The organism is Spirosoma flavus (assembly GCF_054778555.1).
In genome coordinates this window covers 255,620-274,945 of sequence record NZ_BAAGZL010000006.1, presented here as the reverse complement: position 1 = coordinate 274,945, position 19,326 = coordinate 255,620, and the positions used below count along the sequence as shown (strand labels likewise).

Genomic DNA, 19,326 nt, shown 5'->3' with positions numbered 1-19,326 from the left:
ACCCCTCATCCTAAATAAGCCGCTTGAGCACGAAGCTGGCAACGATGAGACGACCGTTACGTCGTACCAACATGGATACTTCTCGGCCTTCGCCCTTTTGAAGAATTTTGTAGATGTCGCTGATTGTCATTTCGTTAACGGAATTATTGTTAACGAACATCACTTCATCACCCTCTTCCAGGCCAGCCATTGCAGCCGGTGAATTTTCGAGGACTTTATCAACGTAGTAATTTCGATACCGTTCGCCCTTCGCCTTCAGCTCCACGCCACTCATGTCGTGTTCAAAACTTTCGCGCATGAGTCGCTTGATGGGCTTCATCACAACGTACTGGTCAGGGTAGTTAAACGTAACATTAAATCGACGTAGCAATTCGCAGCCTACATTCCCCTGACGCTCAGGCATATCGATCAATTTCATGCCAAATGCCATACTATCAGGAAACGAAGCCAGAATGTTATCAAGCTCGTATCGGCCAAACCGAACCTTCTGGATACGTCCCATACAACCATTGATAATGCCATTCAACCCCCGGCCCAATTGTGCCCGAATGTTTTTGGCAGGCAAAGGCATAGCCGCCGTGCTACGTGATCGGTCAAGAAGTAGGGCATGACCGGCTCCCGTGTCTAGCACCACACGTAGCGGCATCGTTTTTTCGCCGTCAAACACCGAAAAAGCGTCGGTATAGGCTTTTGTGTTCTGAATAGTAATGGGATAGCGGTCGCCCTTGCCTTTGCGATATTTGTATTTATCGGGCTTGGTAATCGTAAGTTCACGACGCTGAAAATCGACGTTCACGACGAAGTTGGCGAAAATCTCGTAGCCAAAAATACCATGAACCGGTGTGCCCACGTATTCCGACAGTTTCAATACGTCCTCATCCAGAATAACCAGATTGTGATGAGCGGCTCTCAATCCGCCCATGTTTAAGTTATTTTCAATGGCGACCGAGGCTGTCAAACTACCACCCTCACCAGCTCCAGACAGTTTAACTTTTCGTCCAACTGTTAACAACTGCTTACGAAAGGCCGTTGGGTCAGTAATAATAGTGTTGCTAACGCCCGTGTCGAGAATGAAATGCAACGTATCCGATTCATTGACCCGAACGGGTACAATAATAAGATTTGAGTGAAGCTGAAACGGGATTCGCGTCCAGTTGCGGTTGTTGGCAATGAAAAAACCGTAACGTTCTTTATCAGGCGTCTTTTTAGGACTGTCCGCCTGCGCCGTCAGAAAAGTACATAAAAGTCCGATTACCCATACCAGCGTCTTCATCCTCCATCAGCGATTGTAGCATTGAAATTACGTATTTTTTATCCGAATAACACAAGATTTTTATTTAAGGTTTGTGGTTTGTTCGGATAATTCAGGTTGTCCCCTAAGCAGAGGTTTAGGTTAGTAATTAACTCTCTTTCAGAACTCTATAAAATAATATCGGTTTTGAGCTATTGTACTGACAAATTTTAGTCCAACAGCAAAAATCGTTCGGCTGAAAAGCCCTAATTTCGCCCGGAAATAACGTTGTCTGTCCAAACGAAGTTAGCTTAAAAAATTGATTTTGAACACCTTACTAATTTGTCATGCGTAAAAAAATTGTTGCTGGTAACTGGAAAATGAATAAAACGGCAGAAGAAGCTCAAACGCTTCTGTCGGAAGTAATCGCGTTGATTAACGACGAAGTTACGGGCGAGGTTGAAGTCGTCCTTTGTCCTCCAGCCTTATATTTACCGTTAGCGGTACAATCGGTTCTGGCCTATGAGCGAATGTCAATTGGAGCTCAGAACTGCCATGAAAAAGCGTCGGGTGCGTATACTGGCGAAATTTCAGCGCCTATGCTACGTTCAATCGGGGTTGAATACGTTATTCTTGGCCACAGTGAACGGCGGCAATATTTTGAAGAAACCAACGCACAATTAGCCGAAAAAGTAAATATCGCCCTGGAAAACGGCGTGAAGCCAATTTTTTGCTGTGGTGAATCGCGCGATTTGCGTGAAAACGGTGACTACATCGGTTTCGTGAAAGATCAGATCACGGAAAGCCTGTTTCATCTTTCCGCTGAGTCGTTTGCCAACGTAGTGATTGCTTATGAACCAATCTGGGCTATCGGTACGGGCTTAACGGCTTCGTCGGCGCAGGCGCAGGATATGCATTTTGAACTTCGTCAGCACATTGCCAGTCAATACGGCGACGAAGTAGCGCAGGATACCACGATTTTATACGGTGGTAGCGCCAATGAGAAAAATGCCGCTGAGCTTTTTGCGCAACCCGACGTAGATGGCGGCCTGATTGGTGGAGCTTCGCTCAAAGCCAAAGAATTCACGATTGTCGTAAAAGCGAACGCGTAATTAGATATTGAAACAGTGAATGAGTGAAAGTGCGACTGCTTACTACGTGCTTTCACTCATTTCTAGTTAAAGCCTATGACTTCAACGGATTACATAAATGCACTTAACCTCCAACCTCATCCGGAGGGCGGTTATTTTGCGGAGACGTATCGCGCGACAGAAATAGTGGCAGCTTCGGATTTGCCCGCTCGGTTTGGTGGGGATCGCTCATTTGGAACAGCTATCTACTTCCTGCTTGAGAGCCACCATTATTCGGCACTGCATCGCATCAAATCCGATGAAATTTGGCATTTCTATGCAGGTAGGCCACTGGAAGTTTTCGTTATTACTCCCGACGCTACGTTGACGGTGATACGTTTGGGCAGTAATCTGGCGCAGGGTGAAGTTTTTCAGGCTGTTGTTCCAGCCGGGAGTTGGTTTGGCTCGATGCCCGCCAAAAACGCTACGTTGATCGATGCTACGTTCTCATTAGTGGGATGCACCGTAGCGCCCGGATTTGATTTTGCAGACTTTGAAATGGGTGATCAGAACGTATTATTGAAAGATTTCCCGCAGCATAAGGCGGTAATTGAGATGTTGTCTGAACCGGGATTTAGCTGATTTAAGGATTAACGGGATTTTGCTTTTCGCTTCTTCGGAGCGCTTATTTACAAAATCCCGTTAATCCTTAAATCTGCTAAATCCCGGTTCTGACTACCTGAAGTTTACATTTCCAAATTTCGCTACAACGCGCACTTTCGTGCCCGAGCCGCTACCAACTTTTCCAACGTATTGTTTGGTTAGACGTGGGCCTCGGTTATCGTTTTCGCCCGGTTGTGATTTAAAATGCATCGTTGAGCTCGTCGGATAGTTGAAATTTCCGTAGCTAACCTTTACGTCGAAATCGCAGTCGTTATCCGTAGCGAGCGGTAGGGCTACTGATGAGTAAGCTGCCTGAATATCTACGTTTTCGGCAGTTTTGGGAAGCTGGCCAATCTGAAAACCGCCCGAAAATTCGAGTTTAATGTTACCCGATTCCCGTATCGTACCGATTTTGGCGCCGGAGTAGTTGATGTCGGCTTCGAGCTTGCCCACATCGCCGATGGTCATTTTGCCAAATTTATTGGTCAGCACCAGTACGTTCGCTTTTGTTAATTCGAGGTCGCCATATTTAACGTCTACCTTCCCTTGGCCCAGATTGCCAATGTCAGCTTTTCCGTATGCTACGTCGATGTCGTTCTGGCGGCTGGTCAGGTCATCAGCTTTAAAATTGCCGTAGCGGCTGTACACAGTGAGCTTAGCCTGAAACGCAGGGATGTGCGTATTACCAAACTTATTGCGGACGGTAAGCGCATTTTGGCGAGGCATCATTACTTCGTAATTGATCTTTACAAAATTTCGCTCGCCACCGTTTTTCCATTTACCCAAACTCCAGTTCGACATAGAACTCTGGTTGAAGTTGGTACGTACCATGATCTGGTTGTCTGTTCGTTTTTCCTCTATGGAAACGGCATCCACAAAATTCTGCACTTTTTCCTCAGAGTCGGAATTGGCAACAATTGTAATCTGAACCCGAATTTCAGACTTATCCCACAAGCCAACGGTTACCTGACCAAACTGATTATCGACAACCAGATTATCGCTAGGCTCCACATCAAAAAGCTTGATAATGGTCTTTTTCTTTTCTATGTCGCCGATGCCTATCTGCTCTTCTGCCTTCGTAAGCAGTGGGCAAAGGCAGAGCAACAGGCTATACAGGAGTAGTCTCATTGGTTTGCTGTTTTATGCGTTGGATAACACGTAGCTGCTCATTGAGCAGGTTTATCTGAAGTTGCAAATTCTGAATCATGGCCTGAATCAGGACTTCCTGATTCGGGTTTTGGGGTAAATCGGCTTTGAGCGAACGGTACGAATTTTCGAGTCGGTCGAGGTCTGTTGCGAATTCTTTATACAGCGCGGGGTTATCTTCAGTCATTTGCTTCAACTCCGCCCGTTTGTCGTCGATAAGTTTCGTGTATTGAACCACTTCTTTCGCATACGTCGGATAAGCCGCTACAATTTCGGGTTGCTGCGTAACGCCGTATTGTCGGTTCATGTACAGAAAAGCCCCTGCCAGTAACAGTACGGCGATAGATGCCGCTATCCGCCAGTCCAGGATAGGCCAGCCAATCTGTCGACTTCCCAGCCAACCGGATGACCGTCGATCTGAACGACTTACATTGGTATGAATTTTCCGAAAAGGCACGATTGGATTGGTTGGTCCATTCATACCATCTGCCCCTCCATCGTGACCAGAATTGTCCAGTCCAGCTTCAATTTTTCGCCAGAGGTTGCCAGAAGGCTCCTTGTCGTCGAATGCTTCCCGGTTATCGCGGACGAAGCGTTCAAGATTATCTTTTTTCATAGGTACTATCTACTACGCGAAGTCATAAATCATTGATGCAACGGCTGATCCTGCAAACAGGATTTATTCGTTCACTTATAGATTCATGCATTCGTTATTAGTTTAGTAATTCAAGTAATCGTTTCTTTCCTCGTAAATATTGTGTTCGTGATGTTGTTTCGCTGATGTGTAATACGTTCCCGATTTCTTCATGATCGTATCCTTCAAACAGATACAACGACAGCACGACCCGATACCCCTCCGGAAGCTTTTGCATAGCCTGTCGAACCCGTTCGACTTCAAACTGAACCCCTTCTTCGTCATACGGCTCCGTATCGGCAAAGTCCGGCCCATCATCTTCGCCCAGCCGATGCGATTCCATATCTACCAACTCTAACCGCCTGCCTCGCAAATGGTTAATCGCCCGGTTAACTACAATTTGTTTGAGCCACGCCCCAAACGTGCTCTGCCCCCGAAACGATCCGATGTGCGTAAAGGCATCCATGAAAGCTTCCTGTAGAACGTCTTCGGCTTCGGCTTCATGATTTAGAATCCGCAGGCAAACGTTATACATCGCCTTAACGTACTGCTGATACAGCTCATACTGCGCTCGTCGCTCGCCCTGTTGGCAGCGTTTGACCAGATCAGCATGGCGGTCCGGGTACGTAGGTCCGGCGTTTCGGTTCGAGTCCAACAGATTCAGCAACTCGGGGTGGTTTAGGTTGTAACTGAAAGAAAGATGCAGGAATTTTATGAATGTTGCACAATAATGTAGAAAAAGTCGGCGTTCATATGCTTCGCTGGTTTAAAGTGTTGTTTTTCTTTACATTACGCACTCAATATAGTGCTCAACTAACTATGCACGAGACACCTGATTCTTCACCTTTTTTAGTTCATGATGACGGCACGAACTCTCCACTTGACCATCAGCGCATTATCAGTAAGCTGACCTTCGAATTAGGCCTGCTGTATTATCGTCAAAAGAGTATTGTTCTAGAGCCGCTTCCTGAAACACCGTTGGCCGAGGGGACGGGCTACCCGGTTCCGGATGTCATATTATATGAACAGTCAACGGAACAGACCCGTATCATTATTGAGGTTTGCAACAACCGAAGCATGAGTAGTGACTTACGTAAAGTGATCCGATTGATTGAAGAAGACGATTACGGAATCCAGGAGGGTTTCGTTTATAACTACAAGACCTATAAGTGGCTCTGCTACCGTAAAGGCGATGGTGGAGCAGCCACAGTTTCGTCGTTTTCCGAACTGTTGGGTGTCGATTTGGGACCGATGATTTAACCATATTTAATCGCTAAAGTCACCCCAACTGCCAGTCACCTGACTCTATTTTCGACCATCTCTAACCAAATTATTTTGTACTTTTGAGTGTTATAGAAGGATAGAGACGAGCTGAATGGTTGATTATATTTCTGGTTTAAATGAACCCCAGCGGGAGGCCGTGATGCACGGAAATGGTCCGCTGATGATTATTGCGGGAGCCGGTTCCGGAAAGACCCGCGTTTTAACGTATCGGATTGCTTACCTGATTGAAAACGGCGTAGATCCCTTTCGCATTCTGGCCCTGACGTTCACCAACAAAGCCGCTGGTGAAATGCGCCACCGTATTGAAAAAGTGGTGGGCATGGAAGCCCGTAACATCTGGATGGGTACGTTCCACTCGGTGTTTGCCAAAATACTACGTATTGAAGCCAAAGCGATTGGCTATAGCAGCAACTTCTCGATTTACGATACCGACGATTCGAAATCGCTGCTACGTAGCATCATTAAAGAAATGGGGCTCGATGATAAGGTTTATCGAGTCAACCACGTATTCGGGCGAATTTCTGGCGCGAAAAATCGGCTGATTGGTCCGGACGATTATCTCAACAACGCCATCATTCAGGCCGATGACGAATCGGCCCGTATGCCGCACATTGGCAAACTCTATAAGCAATACGCCATGCGTTGCTTTGCGGCCAATGCGATGGATTTCGACGATTTGCTGTTCAATACGAACGTATTGTTTCGCGATCATCTGGATATCCTGAACAAGTACCAGCACAAGTTTCAGCACGTAATGGTCGATGAGTTTCAGGATACCAACGTATCACAGTACCTCATTACCCGCAAGCTGGCGGCCGTTCACGAGAATATCTGCGTGGTAGGCGACGATGCACAGAGTATCTACGCCTTCCGGGGTGCCAACATCGAAAATATCCTGAATTTCCAGCGCGATTACGGCAAGGAAAACGTCAAAATCGTGAAGCTTGAGCAGAATTACCGTTCCACCAAAACCATTGTCGAAGCGGCCAATTCGATTATTGCACGTAATAAAAACCAACTGGAGAAGCACGTCTTTACGGATAATGAAGACGGCCCGCTTATCGAGGTTATTAAAGCTTCATCCGATAACGAAGAAGGTCGATTGGTGGCTTCGGCGATTTTCGAGACAAAAATGAATGAGTCGCTGACTAACAATGACTTTGCCATTCTGTATCGAACCAACGCGCAATCGCGGTCTTTTGAAGAAGCCTTGCGCAAAATGAGTATCAAATACCGGATTATCGGTGGCCTTTCGTTCTATCAGCGCAAGGAAATCAAGGATTTGATTGCTTACCTGCGTTTCACTGTAAACCAGCAGGACGAAGAAGCTTTTAAACGTATCATTAACCTTCCCAAACGAGGTATTGGCGACACCACTGTAGCTAAAATCAGTGTAATTGCTGCTGAAAACCAAGATTCTATCTGGGAAATCGTTGCCGAAATCAACAAGCACGTAACGGGACGAGCGGCTATTGCCATCGAGGGATTTGCCGATTTGATTAAGAGTTTCAAACTTTTGCTCGATCAAAAAGACGCCTTTGAAGTGGCTTCGCACATTGCTAAGACATCGGGTTTGCTGAAGGAGCTTTACGAAGACAAAACGGTAGAAGGGCTGGCGCGTTATGAGAACGTACAGGAATTGCTAAACGCCATTAAAGAATTTGTTGATAACCCGGATAACGAAGATAAAAGTCTTGGCGCGTTTTTACAGTCGGTTTCGTTACTGACTACGGCTGACGAAAAAGAAGATGATGGCGACAATGATAAAGTAACACTGATGACCATCCACGCAGCTAAAGGTTTGGAATTCAAGAATATTCATATTGTTGGGATGGAGGAAGACCTGTTTCCTAGCCAGATGATGCTCGAAAGTCGGAACGACCTGGAAGAAGAACGACGGTTGTTCTACGTAGCGATTACCCGCGCCGAAAAACGCCTGACGATGTCTTACGCCGAAACCCGCTATCACTATGGCCGGCTGAAAATGTGTGAACCAAGCCGTTTCCTGATGGAAATGGACCAACGGTATCTAAAGCTCTCAAAGCTACGTTCGGCCCCCAGCCGTCTGGATTTTGACAAACCCGAACGCGACCGGAGCGAAAGTACGTCAACTGGTTCTATGTCGTTTGTACGTTCACTGGCACAACGAACAGGACGCACGCAAAACCCACAAACAGCCGCAGCTCATATGCCCTCGCCTGATTTTGCGCCAACTAGCACGGCTGATCTGGCTGCTGGCCAGCGCGTTGAGCACGCTAAGTTTGGCTTTGGTACGGTGAAACAAGTAGATACGAATGGCACTGACCGGAAGGCGACCATACAGTTTGAAACGGCAGGGGTAGGTGAGAAAACATTACTATTAAGTTTCGCAAAACTGCGCGTAGTGGCGTGAATGTTGATAGTGACTGAATGCTTACTACGTAGCAGGGGCATAAATCATACAAAACCTCTCACTTTCCTCGTTTAATACATAAAACTCCACGCGCTGTTACCTTACCGTATGAAAATGAATGGTGTCATAGCCGCCAGCCTGATTTTTTCGCTACTTTCTCTGACGGTTGGAGCACAGTCTAAACCTGATGCGACGACAGCCGTAAAGCAGCCGGAGTTAGGTGCTTTGGTAAGTCCAAATTTACCCCGGCCCGACTCTGTTGTAACGACTAAGCCGAGTGTCGAAAATCTTGGTAATCAGGTCAATTCTGAATATAACGAAGTTAATCCTATTATTGCCCCTGATGGGAAAACGTTGTATTTCGCCCGTATTAGCCACCCGAATAATACACATGGCCCTAAAAACAGCCAGGATATCTGGTTTTCTGACCTTGACGCAGCGAGCGGCAAATGGGGACCTGCCCGGCGCATGGGTTTCCCCCTGAATAAAGAAGATTATAACTGTGCTTATAGTATTACCCCGGATGGCAACACCATGCTTGTTAAGGGGCAATACAACAACGGTAACTACGAAACACGCGGGTTTTCGCTTAGTAAAAAAACGGCTAATGGCTGGTCACCACCGCAGAAAATTGACATTCCTGGCTATGTCAATATGTGTAAGGGACAGTTTGACTGTGGCTTTATGTCGGCCGATGGGAAAGTACTTCTGATGGCTTTCAGTGAGAAGAAAAATAGTAAAGAAGACGATATCTACGTTAGTTTCCGTGAAAAAGATGGTTCATGGACTAAGCCTATGAGCCTCGGACCTGAAGTAAATACAAAATTTACTGAAACTACGCCTTTTCTGGCCCCTGATGGTGCTACGTTGTATTTTTCGAGTGATCGGGAAGGTGGTATGGGGAGTAACGATATTTACGTTTGCAAACGAGTAGACAAAACCTGGAAACATTGGTCGAAACCGACTAATCTGGGTCCAAAAGTGAATACAGATGGCTACGACGCTTACTATACGCTGGCAGCTTCGGGCGATTATGCCTATCTTACTACGTTTAAAAATACAATTGGCATAGGAGATATTGTCCGTGTCAAACTTACTGACGACCGTCCGTCAAACGAACCGGGCAAACTGGGTAGTGGCGATGACGTAGCAAAAAATACCGACGTAACACGCCCTGACCCGGTAGCGCTGATTAGTGGGAAAGTAATTGATCAGGTAACGGGTAAACCAGTTGAAGCACGTATCATCTACCAAACTTTACCTGACGGTGTCGAAGTTGGTGAAGCTACGTCAGATCCCGTTACGGGTGAATATAAAATTGTGCTACCCTATGGGCAGAAATACACCATGCGTGCTATCGCTAAAGATTTTATTGCCGAGGGTGATAATATAGACCTGACCAAACAAAAAGGTTATCAGGAAATCTCTGGGAAACAACTTAAAATGGTTCCCATTGTACCAGGTAGCGTAGTACGTCTTAACAACATTTTCTTCGATACCGGAAAATCGGAATTAAGACCTGAATCGGGTCCTGAACTTGATCGTTTGGTAACTACCTTGAACGAAGCACCCAAGATGACCATTGAGGTGCGTGGGCATACGGATAATACGGGTTCGAACGAAATCAACAATAAACTCTCACAAGACCGCGCTGATGCCGTTCGGGAGTATTTTATCAGTAAAGGCATCGAACCCGACCGTATAGCTAGTAAAGGTTTTGGCGAAACTAAGCCCGTTGTTACGAACGATACTGAAGAAGGACGCCAGCAAAACCGTCGGGTTGAGTTTGTTATTGTGAAGAAATAACGAGCTTTTTTGCTAAAATTGGCAAATACTTCAACCAATAGTTACTCGTTGAGTTAATGGATTAATACAACCTTATTCACCTCATTAACTCATAAATTATGCAACTCAATGCTGGCTGTGAACTGTCGTTCGATGTTCAAAGTCCTACTCCTTTAGTACTCATGCTACGTCCGCGCTCTGGTGCTGGACAGTGGATTATCCGCGAAGAATATCAAATTACGCCTGCCGTCAACGTCACCGAATTTACCGATATCTACGGAAATTTGTGTCAGCGCGTTTTGGCTCCCGAAGGTCCTTTTTCCATCCATTTTTCAGCTACCGTTCAAACCGCCGATTTAATTGATGTTTCTCCAGGCGCTCCGTATACGCCGGTTCAGGAACTTCCCGACGACGTACTACACTATACGTTGCCCAGTCGTTATTGCCAGTCGGACCAATTGGGCGATTTAGCAGAGCAAATTACGGAAGGTGCTGAGCCGGGCTACGACCAGGCCGAAGCCATTCGCAAGTGGATACACACCAACGTAAAATACGAATACGGTACTAGTGATGCCAGTACGTCGGCGGTTGATACGGCCAATAAACGAGTCGGTGTATGCCGTGATTTTACCCATCTAGGAATTTCGCTCTGTCGATCACTGAATATACCGGCCCGCATGGTCGTTGGGTATTTATATCAACTCGATCCAATGGATTTGCACGCCTGGTTTGAAGCGTATGTTGATGGACGCTGGTTTACGTTCGATGCTACGCAGGAACAGCCCCGTGGTAACCGAATTACGGTAGCTTACGGACGCGATGCCGCCGACGTAGCATTTACGACCCAGTTTGGCCCCATGAATCTTAATGACATGAAGGTGTGGGTTGACCAGGCTCAGCCTGATATCAATGAAAGTGAGAAAAAAGCGGAGGAGGCTCCAACTGTTTCAACATCAGTCGGGTCTAATCAGCAAAACGAGAGTGGAGTATGAAAAAACAACTGCTGTTTTGTGCCTTTTTAGGTACGTTGTCTGCCTGTCAGCAGGAAGGTGATATACAGCCTTCGCCTGTAACAGCAGCCAAGGAAATTACTGGTACGTATCAAACAAATTTTTTTCTTGATCCTGCTAACGTAGCAGTTCCGGCTGGGCAGTTGGCTTATATTCAGATAAAGGCGGAAACAGACAGCAACGTAACGATTATATATACAAAGAATTCTTTTCCTAAAGTTAATCTGTCGCTTAGTCATGTTGCTGTCATTCGTCAGAATGAAGGCTTGGTTTTACGATCAGGAAATATGGACATTGGTACGTTGCAAACGGACCGGGTATTTACTAACAATGGCATGGAGAAACAGGGAAAACTGCTACGTCTGAATTATCAGTCCAATGGGCAGAATTTACTCAATTTTACGGGTTTAAAAGAGTAATACGTAGGCGGTAACCCAAGGTATTGTCTTCAGGTTTCTGCTTGTGTTACGTAGCTAAACAAAAGGGCGGCCCTTCGTTGGAAAGGCCGCCCTTTTTAGGATTCATGCAATTGGATTAGCGTACTGCAAACTCGCCAGAACCGATCCGGAAACCTTCTGAATAAAGTTCTACGGTGTATTTACCTGGTTTGTAGGGAATACCACGGCTATACAACAGTTCAACGTTTTGTCCATTAGCGGTATAGTTTACAGTTTGCTTCGTGGTATAAATGGTTTCATTACCATCAACCGTAAACGTTCCTGAGCCGTTAGCCATATCAGAAACAACAGCACCTGATGGGTCAAGAACCCGAACAAATACATCTTTTGGCTCTTCTTTGGTCAGCGGGTTATCCAACAGCGTATAAACCAGCTTGATTTTGTCTAGACGTTTCGCTTTGTATGAATCGTCTTCTTTTACTTTACCTTTTGCATTAACTGCAAACACTTTAACATTCTGAGCTTTCAGAGCAGCAGCCCGAGTAACCTTATTGGACAAGTCCTCGTTTTTCGTTTGCACGTCCGATACCACCGTTGTGATCGAATCACGGAATTGCTGGCCTTTCACTTTTAACGTAGAATTTTCTTCGTCCAACGTTTTTACGTTCGTAGCCAGCGTTACGTTCTCGCGTTGAAGATTCGCAATAAGCGTATCTTTTTCAACCAGGAACGCTTCATACTGCTTGATTTTAGCTTCGTATTTAGCGATGGAAACCCGGTTACCCCGTTTCAAAGCTGCTTTATCCGTTTCCAGTTGCTCTTTCATTTTGGTGAGTTCGGTAACATCACCACCCAGCTTCTGAACTTCAGCAATTTTAGCGTCTAGCGCTGTAGAAATCGAATCTAATTTTACGCGTGTCGTTGAAAGTTCTTCAACACGTTCGGAAATCGTTACTTCTTGATTTTCTGCTACCTTCTTCTGATCGAAATACAGATAACTCGATACACCGGCTAAACCTGTCATAATGATTAAAGCCGCTAGAAGAGCACCACTTGTTTTTGGTTTTTGCGAATTATTTTCCATTTCAATTTTTCAGTTTAACAATTTAACATGCACAAACTTGTAAAAGAAGCCGCTTTCGCGGTTGTGTAGAGGTTGTTACATTGAACGTTATAATAGTGAATGAACTGAGCAGGATAACCTGCACTATTTATCGGAACGCTGGTTAAACCGGTGGTATTGTAGCAAAGAACTAATGTGATTAAAAAAAGGTTTTTTTTGACCCCCTCAAGTAGCCCAAAAATCGGCATTGATTATCAATAATATAGACCATAAAATAAATTTTTAAATTTTACAGATGACAATCTATTCATCCGGTAGATTAAATTTAGTAGCATAACAACCTGTATCCACGCGTAGTTATGCTCCAAATATTTGTCACCGATGCCAGAACTACCTGAGGTCGAAATTAGACGTCAATACCTCGAGACATCCTCTCTTTATCAGCCGATTAACCATATTGAGGTTGAGGACAATAATCTCTTAACCACGAGTTATGCTACGTTGCTCACTACGCTAGTTGGTCGCCAATTTACGGGCACACAACGAGTTGGTAAGAATCTGTTTGTATTAACTGACCAGTCGGATGTAATTGTACATATGCATTTTGGGATGACCGGCGATTTGGAGTATTACCATAGTTCACTTCATCGCCCTCGATTTGCCCGAATTGTATTTGAGTTCGCTAATGGATTTAATCTCGGCTTTTTATGTCCCCGTAAGTTTGAGCGAGTCGGTCTAATCGACGATATTAATACGTTTTTGCAACGTAAGAAAATCGGCAAAGACGGACTGGAAATTTCGCTGGAGGAATTGACGGATCGTATTCGTCGCAAGAAAGCACTGATAAAACCCGTTTTACTTGACCAAAGTGTAATAGCAGGATTAGGTAACTGGATTGTTGATGAAGTACTGTTTCAGGCATACTTACATCCTGAACAGCGAGCCGATACGTTGACGGATGCGCAAATGAGCCAGTTGCACGCAGCGATTCGGCTCGTCCTTGAAACCGCTATTCGCTACGAAGCAACGTACCGCGACTTTCCAATAAGCTTTCTCATCCACGTCCGCGAATGGGACGATTCGCCTTATGACGACGTAGAAGCGCATAAATTTTGTCCTCGTTGCAATACACGTATTGAGCGATCAGTTGTAGGCGGACGTACCACGTTTTTTTGCCCCAAAGAACAGGTACTTTCCTGATGCTCTAAATACTCCTGACTTTTGTACTTTATATTGATATACAGGGCATTATTTATAAATGAACTTGTTGCTACGTTGATTCGTTTTGAAATTACATGTAGATACATGAATTATGAACGCACAACGCACTATCTCTGACATACGTACCGCAACGCCTAGCAGTGTAGGCGACGGTTTTATTGGTTTGAATTCTTTTCATCCTCAAGAGTCTCGTCCGTTTAACCCGTTTTTGCTGCTTGATCATCACGGTCCTATGCAGGTGAAGCCATCTGAGCGGCCTAGAGGTGTCGACGAACATCCGCACCGGGGTTTCGAAACCGTTACGATTGTTTATGAAGGCGCGCTGGAACACCGGGATTCGGCGGGTAACTATGGCAAACTCTTCGCGGGCGACGTTCAATGGATGACAGCTGCCTCAGGTATTATTCACGAAGAGAAACACGAAAAGGAATTTTCGCGTCGGGGCGGCCAACTGGATTTTGTGCAGCTGTGGGTCAACCTACCCGCTAAAGACAAAATGAGTCCTCCTCGCTATCAGGATATCGCTTCGTCGCGTATTCCGACTGTTACGTTGCCAGGTGGCGGCTTGTTACGGGTAATCGCAGGTGAACTGGCTGGTAACAAAGGTCCGGCTAATACGTTTAGCCCAGTCATAGTAGCAGATTTGACTTTAACCGAAAGTCAGACCGAGACACTTTCAATTCCGGCTGAATACAACGCAATGATATACGTACTGGCTGGTTCTGCTACGTTGTTTGGCGAAAAACTGAACAGGGGGCAAATCGCTTTGTTGAACGACGATGGCGATTCCGTATCAATTTCAACCACAACAGGCGCTAAACTACTGATTCTGGCTGGCGACCCCATTCTAGAGCCTTTAGCAGCTTATGGCCCCTTTGTGATGAATAGCCGTGAAGAATTGATTGAAGCCTTCAACGATTTTCAGGCGGGTCGAATGGGCGTTTTGAATTAATGTAATGCAGCCGATCAGCTACGTTACTCAAAAAGCGGATGCGCCTTATCAGCCATCCGCTTTTGCATTTCAGTAAAGAAATTTATCTGAGAATCTTTATCTGTAGTTTTACTCTTTCATGTTTTGAGAAGCAAATCCTGACTATTTAGATTATGCAAGAGGCTTTGATTTATGATGCAGTACGTACCCCCAGGGGACGCGGAAAAAGCGATGGCTCTCTCCACGACGTACAGCCCATTCAGCTACTTACCAGCGTGCTACGTTCCCTTCAGGGACGTAACGAACTTGATACGTCGCTGGTGGATGACGTAATAATGGGCTGCGTTACGCCTATTGGCGAACAGGGAGCTGATATTGCCCGTACAGCGGCCCTCGAAGCGGGTTATGCTGAATCGGTGGCAGGTGTTCAACTGAATCGTTTCTGTTCTTCTGGATTGGAAGCAATTAATATGGCTAGCGCCTACATCATGTCGGGGCAGGTCGATGCAATTGTGGCTGGTGGAGTAGAATCGATGTCGCGGGTACCGATGGGTTCGGATGGGGGCGCTTTGTTTATGAATCCGCAGATTGTCGCCCGACATAATATCGTACCGCAAGGAATATCTGCCGACCTCATTGCCACTAAGTATGGCTATTCGCGTTTAGACGTAGACCGTTTCGCGGCTGAATCGTATCGGCGGGCAGTTGATTCACAAGCAAATAATCGTTTCGGTCGTACACTTGTTCCTGTGCTGGATGAACTCGGCGTTACGTTGCTCGACCGCGACGAAGGTGTTCGTCCTGATACTACTGTCGAAAGTCTTGGTAAACTCAAACCCGCTTTTGAAGCGATGGGCAAAATGAGTTTGGATGGACTCGCTCTGTTGAAATACGCTCAGTTCGGAGCCATCAATCACGTTCACCACGCTGGTAATTCCTCGCAGATTGTTGATGGAGCGGCAGCTATATTAATTGGTAACAAAGAGTTCGGTGAAAAAGCGGGTTTGAAACCTCGGGCACGTATCAAAGCGTTTGCTATGGTTGGTTCGGAGCCTACCATTATGCTAACAGGGTCAATTCCCGCTACGCAAAAAGTGCTGAAACGCGCTGGTATGCAGATTTCCGATATTGATTTATTCGAAGTTAACGAAGCCTTTGCCGCCGTACCTATTCTATTTATGGACGAGTTCGGCGTAGATCACAGCAAATTGAACGTAAATGGTGGTTCTATTGCCTTGGGCCATCCGTTAGGGGCAACCGGTGCTATCTTATCTGCTACGTTGATTGACGAGTTAGAACGGTCTGATAAAGAGGTTGGTTTGGTTACGCTTTGTGTCGGGGGCGGAATGGGCGTAGCAACTATTATTGAGCGAATCCATTAGTCTAAAAAACTTCTTAAAATAATTTTCATTTCTGTCGGGAATTCTCTAATTTTGCACTCCCAAACTCGAAACGCGAGTTAACGACATACGAGGGTGAAGGTCTGCTGCTGCGGAAACCACATCTGACTTTTGGCAAATAAGCCTTCTCTTTGTTGAGGTATTATTTGTCGGTGAAAGGTCAGGTGCAGCGCGCCCGACCTTTTTTTATGTTGTTTTCGAGTCTGATTGTAAAGCAGATATAGGAATCGTCCGAAAGATTTCCTACTTTTGCGGCCCGATTCAGACAGCAGGTCTGGGTTTGGAATGAGTACCTAAAATTTACCTGCTTACTTTAAACAAACACAAATGTCTGGTTTAATTGGCAAGAAAATCGGGATGACCAGCGTGTACAATGCGGACGGGCAGGCTCTGGCATGTACAGTGATTGAAACGGGTCCCTGTGTCGTAACTCAAGTACGTAGCGTCGAGAAAGATGGCTACAAAGCTGTGCAGCTGGGTTATGGCGAAAAGAAAGAAAAGCACAGCAACAAGCCGGAGTTGGGCCACTTCAAAAAGGCCGGTACTACGCCTAAACGCAAACTGGTTGAATTCAAAGAATTCGAACAAGAGCTGAATCTGGGCGAAACCCTCACGGTAGCCGACATCTTTACTGAAGCTGACTTCGTTGACGTAGTCGGAACAGCAAAAGGTCGTGGTTTCCAGGGCGTTGTGAAACGTCACGGATTCGGTGGTGTAGGCGGTCAAACGCACGGTCAGCATAACCGGGGTCGTCACCCAGGTTCGATCGGCGCATGTTCGTTCCCCTCTCGCGTGTTCAAAGGTCTTCGTATGGCCGGTCGGATGGGTGGCAATCGCGTAAAGGTTCAAAACCTGCGTGTGCTACGTATTCTGCCCGAGCAAAACCTGCTCGTCGTTAGCGGTTCAGTTCCGGGTGCCAAAAATTCATACGTTATTATCGAGAAGTAGGTCATGGAAGTAATCGTATATAACAGCAAGGGCGAAGACACAGGTAAGAAGGTCACCCTTTCGGATGAGGTTTTCGGCATCACGCCAAACCAGCACGCGATTTACCTCGACGTGAAACAGTACTTGGCTAACCAGCGTCAAGGAACCCACAAAGCGAAAGAGCGCGCAGAGAATGCACACTCGACCCGCAAATTGAAGAAGCAAAAAGGTACGGGCGGTGCTCGTTCCGGTAGTGCAAAGTCGCCCGTATTTGTTGGTGGTGGTACCATCTTCGGACCTCGCCCCCGCGACTATAGCTTCAAACTGAACAAAAAAGTGAAATCGCTGGCTCGCCAGTCGGCTTATGCCGTAAAAGCGCAGTCGAACAACATTTCGGTTATCGACAACATCGCTTTTGATGCTCCTCGCACGAAAGATTACGTTCAATTCCTGAACGATCTGAACGTAACGGGCCGCAAAACGCTGTTGATTCTGCCAGACGTAAATACGAACGTAGTATTGTCGGGCCGGAACGTACAGAAAGCGAAAGTAACGACAGCTGCACAGGTTAACACCTACGATCTGATGAATGCCGATCAACTGCTCATCAGCGAAGAAGCGCTGTCAACCATTCAAACTTTGTTTCAACAATAATCATGAGCGTACTGAAACGACCAATCGTCACTGAAAAAATGACGGGCCTTAACAAGCAAGGGAAGTATGCTTTTGAGGTTACATTGAATGCAAACAAACTCGAAATCGGCAAAGCCGTCGAGAAAATGTACGGCGTTAACGTAGAAGCTGTGAATACGTTCCGGGTATACGGAAAGAAACGTAGCAAAAACATTAACGGACGTGTTGTATCGGGCAAGACCCCAACCACGAAAAAAGCAATCGTAACGGTGGCAGAGGGCGAAGTAATTGATATCTACGCAGACCTGTAAACCGAGCATTGCTCTACAATAATTCAGTCATGGGAGTTAAAAAACTAAGACCAGTTACGCCGAGTACACGTTTTCGCGTGGCACCCGATTTCGCGGAACTGACAGCCTCCAAGCCAGAAAAAAGTCTGCTGGAGCCCCTGAGAAAAACCGGTGGCCGTAACAACGAAGGTCACCGCACTATGCGCTACATTGGAGGAGGTCATAAGCGGCATTACCGTATTATTGACTTTAAGCGCGACAAAGTCGGCCAAGCTGCCGAAGTTTTGACTGTAGAATACGATCCAAACCGTTCAGCCCGCATCTCGTTGGTGCAATACGCTGATGGCGAAAAACGCTACATCATTGCCCCACAAGGTATCGTAGTTGGTCAGAAAATCCAGTCAGGTACCGGTTCTACGCCTGACGTAGGAAATGCACTGCCAATGTCAGAAATGCCACTTGGTACAATCATCCACAACATTGAGCTGACGCCTGGTAAAGGTGGTTCGATGGCTCGTTCGGCTGGTACGTATGCACAATTGGTTGGCCGTGAAGACAAATACGCAATCCTGCGTTTGCCTTCTGGTGAAACCCGTCGTGTACTGAGCGCTGGCATGGCAACGGTTGGTTCGGTCTCGAACCCCGACCATATGAACGTAGTAGTGGGTAAAGCAGGCCGGAATCGTTGGTTGGGTATCCGCCCCCGCGTTCGTGGTGTTGTTATGAACCCAGTCGATCACCCGATGGGTGGTGGTGAAGGCCGGGCGTCGGGTGGTCACCCACGTTCGCGCAATGGCCAGTACGCGAAAGGTCAGAAGACCCGTAACCGGAATAAGCCATCTGAGAAAATGATTATTAGCCGACGCAAAAAGTAACAGACAAAAATGGCACGTTCACTTAAAAAAGGCCCATATATCGATTTTCGCCTAGACAACAAAGTGCAGGCGCAAAATGACTCGGGCAAGAAATCGGTCATCAAAACCTGGTCGCGTCGTTCGATGATTTCGCCGGATTTTGTAGGCCACACCTTCGCCGTTCACAACGGAAACAAGTTCATCCCGGTATACGTAACGGAAAACATGGTAGGTCACAAACTTGGCGAATTCTCGCCAACGCGCAACTTCCGTGGGCACACCGCAAAGAAAGACAAGGGCAAACGATAAACTTGAGTTATAAAGTTGTAAGGTTTTAAAGTTATAAAGTTGGCTTAGGCGAACACAAACTATACAACCCTATAACTCTACAACT

At 46.3% G+C, this 19,326-nt stretch carries 20 protein-coding genes; 15 read left to right on the top strand and 5 right to left on the bottom strand.

Annotation, left to right across the window (positions count from 1 at the left end):
- Positions 1-10: 10 nt before the first annotated feature.
- Positions 11-1,273 carry a pepsin/retropepsin-like aspartic protease family protein gene (locus ACYVF1_RS26655; protein ID WP_461084696.1) on the bottom strand — a complete coding sequence of 421 codons (1,263 nt, stop codon included), beginning with the start codon at positions 1,271-1,273 and terminating at the stop codon, positions 11-13.
- A 305-nt stretch (positions 1,274-1,578) separates the two neighbouring features.
- Here ACYVF1_RS26655 and tpiA point away from each other — a divergent pair, with 305 nt between their 5' ends.
- Together tpiA and ACYVF1_RS26645 are read left to right on the top strand one after the other, a co-directional pair.
- Positions 1,579-2,343, top strand: a complete 765-nt coding sequence (gene tpiA, locus ACYVF1_RS26650) for a triose-phosphate isomerase (protein WP_461084694.1) — start codon at positions 1,579-1,581, stop codon at positions 2,341-2,343.
- 75 nt (positions 2,344-2,418) lie between these two features.
- Positions 2,419-2,943 carry a cupin domain-containing protein gene (locus ACYVF1_RS26645; protein WP_461084692.1) on the top strand — a complete coding sequence of 175 codons (525 nt, stop codon included), beginning with the start codon at positions 2,419-2,421 and terminating at the stop codon, positions 2,941-2,943.
- 93 nt (positions 2,944-3,036) lie between these two features.
- Here ACYVF1_RS26645 and ACYVF1_RS26640 read toward each other — a convergent pair whose 3' ends face one another.
- From ACYVF1_RS26640 to ACYVF1_RS26630, 3 genes are all read right to left on the bottom strand, one after another.
- Complete coding sequence (locus ACYVF1_RS26640; protein ID WP_461084690.1) at positions 3,037-4,092, bottom strand: hypothetical protein; 1,056 nt, start codon at positions 4,090-4,092, stop codon at positions 3,037-3,039.
- The gene (locus ACYVF1_RS26635; RefSeq protein ID WP_461084688.1) at positions 4,073-4,726 is read right to left on the bottom strand and encodes a hypothetical protein; all 654 of its coding nucleotides are present in this window, start codon (positions 4,724-4,726) and stop codon (positions 4,073-4,075) included. The genes ACYVF1_RS26640 and ACYVF1_RS26635 overlap by 20 nt, the downstream gene beginning before the upstream one ends.
- Before the next feature lie 97 nt (positions 4,727-4,823).
- Positions 4,824-5,399, bottom strand: a complete 576-nt coding sequence (locus ACYVF1_RS26630; RefSeq protein WP_461084853.1) for an RNA polymerase sigma factor — start codon at positions 5,397-5,399, stop codon at positions 4,824-4,826.
- A 164-nt stretch (positions 5,400-5,563) separates the two neighbouring features.
- Here ACYVF1_RS26630 and ACYVF1_RS26625 point away from each other — a divergent pair, with 164 nt between their 5' ends.
- The 5 genes from ACYVF1_RS26625 to ACYVF1_RS26605 all read left to right on the top strand — a co-directional run bounded on the left by ACYVF1_RS26625 (position 5,564) and on the right by ACYVF1_RS26605 (position 11,634).
- Positions 5,564-6,004 carry a hypothetical protein gene (locus tag ACYVF1_RS26625; RefSeq protein WP_461084686.1) on the top strand — a complete coding sequence of 147 codons (441 nt, stop codon included), beginning with the start codon at positions 5,564-5,566 and terminating at the stop codon, positions 6,002-6,004.
- Between the two features lie 115 nt (positions 6,005-6,119).
- The gene (locus ACYVF1_RS26620; protein ID WP_461084684.1) at positions 6,120-8,420 is read left to right on the top strand and encodes an ATP-dependent helicase; all 2,301 of its coding nucleotides are present in this window, start codon (positions 6,120-6,122) and stop codon (positions 8,418-8,420) included.
- 108 nt (positions 8,421-8,528) lie between these two features.
- On the top strand, positions 8,529-10,226 hold the full coding sequence (locus ACYVF1_RS26615; RefSeq protein ID WP_461084682.1) for an OmpA family protein: 1,698 nt from the start codon (positions 8,529-8,531) through the stop codon (positions 10,224-10,226).
- Positions 10,227-10,324: 98 nt separating this feature from the next.
- The gene (locus ACYVF1_RS26610; protein WP_461084680.1) at positions 10,325-11,197 is read left to right on the top strand and encodes a transglutaminase domain-containing protein; all 873 of its coding nucleotides are present in this window, start codon (positions 10,325-10,327) and stop codon (positions 11,195-11,197) included.
- On the top strand, positions 11,194-11,634 hold the full coding sequence (locus ACYVF1_RS26605; protein WP_461084678.1) for a hypothetical protein: 441 nt from the start codon (positions 11,194-11,196) through the stop codon (positions 11,632-11,634). The genes ACYVF1_RS26610 and ACYVF1_RS26605 overlap by 4 nt, the downstream gene beginning before the upstream one ends.
- A gap of 115 nt (positions 11,635-11,749) precedes the next feature.
- Here the strand turns inward: ACYVF1_RS26605 and ACYVF1_RS26600 are convergent, their stop codons facing one another.
- The gene (locus ACYVF1_RS26600; protein WP_461084676.1) at positions 11,750-12,697 is read right to left on the bottom strand and encodes a hypothetical protein; all 948 of its coding nucleotides are present in this window, start codon (positions 12,695-12,697) and stop codon (positions 11,750-11,752) included.
- A gap of 360 nt (positions 12,698-13,057) precedes the next feature.
- Here ACYVF1_RS26600 and ACYVF1_RS26595 point away from each other — a divergent pair, with 360 nt between their 5' ends.
- The 8 genes from ACYVF1_RS26595 to rpsS all read left to right on the top strand — a co-directional run bounded on the left by ACYVF1_RS26595 (position 13,058) and on the right by rpsS (position 19,241).
- Positions 13,058-13,876, top strand: coding sequence for an Fpg/Nei family DNA glycosylase (locus ACYVF1_RS26595; protein WP_461084674.1), 819 nt, complete (start codon positions 13,058-13,060; stop codon positions 13,874-13,876).
- Positions 13,877-13,988: 112 nt separating this feature from the next.
- A complete protein-coding gene (locus tag ACYVF1_RS26590; RefSeq protein WP_461084672.1) occupies positions 13,989-14,849 on the top strand; it encodes a pirin family protein in 861 nt (286 codons plus the stop codon).
- A 152-nt stretch (positions 14,850-15,001) separates the two neighbouring features.
- A complete protein-coding gene (locus tag ACYVF1_RS26585) occupies positions 15,002-16,210 on the top strand; it encodes an acetyl-CoA C-acetyltransferase (protein ID WP_461084670.1) in 1,209 nt (402 codons plus the stop codon).
- Between the two features lie 345 nt (positions 16,211-16,555).
- The gene (gene rplC, locus ACYVF1_RS26580; protein WP_461084668.1) at positions 16,556-17,176 is read left to right on the top strand and encodes a 50S ribosomal protein L3; all 621 of its coding nucleotides are present in this window, start codon (positions 16,556-16,558) and stop codon (positions 17,174-17,176) included.
- Between the two features lie 3 nt (positions 17,177-17,179).
- Positions 17,180-17,809, top strand: coding sequence for a 50S ribosomal protein L4 (gene rplD, locus ACYVF1_RS26575; protein ID WP_461084666.1), 630 nt, complete (start codon positions 17,180-17,182; stop codon positions 17,807-17,809).
- 2 nt (positions 17,810-17,811) lie between these two features.
- Positions 17,812-18,099 carry a 50S ribosomal protein L23 gene (rplW, locus tag ACYVF1_RS26570; RefSeq protein ID WP_461084664.1) on the top strand — a complete coding sequence of 96 codons (288 nt, stop codon included), beginning with the start codon at positions 17,812-17,814 and terminating at the stop codon, positions 18,097-18,099.
- Positions 18,100-18,128: 29 nt separating this feature from the next.
- Positions 18,129-18,953, top strand: a complete 825-nt coding sequence (gene rplB / locus ACYVF1_RS26565; protein ID WP_461084662.1) for a 50S ribosomal protein L2 — start codon at positions 18,129-18,131, stop codon at positions 18,951-18,953.
- A gap of 9 nt (positions 18,954-18,962) precedes the next feature.
- Entirely contained in the window at positions 18,963-19,241 is a 279-nt protein-coding gene (gene rpsS / locus ACYVF1_RS26560; RefSeq protein ID WP_012930238.1) for a 30S ribosomal protein S19, read from the top strand.
- The last annotated feature ends 85 nt before the right edge of the window (positions 19,242-19,326 follow it).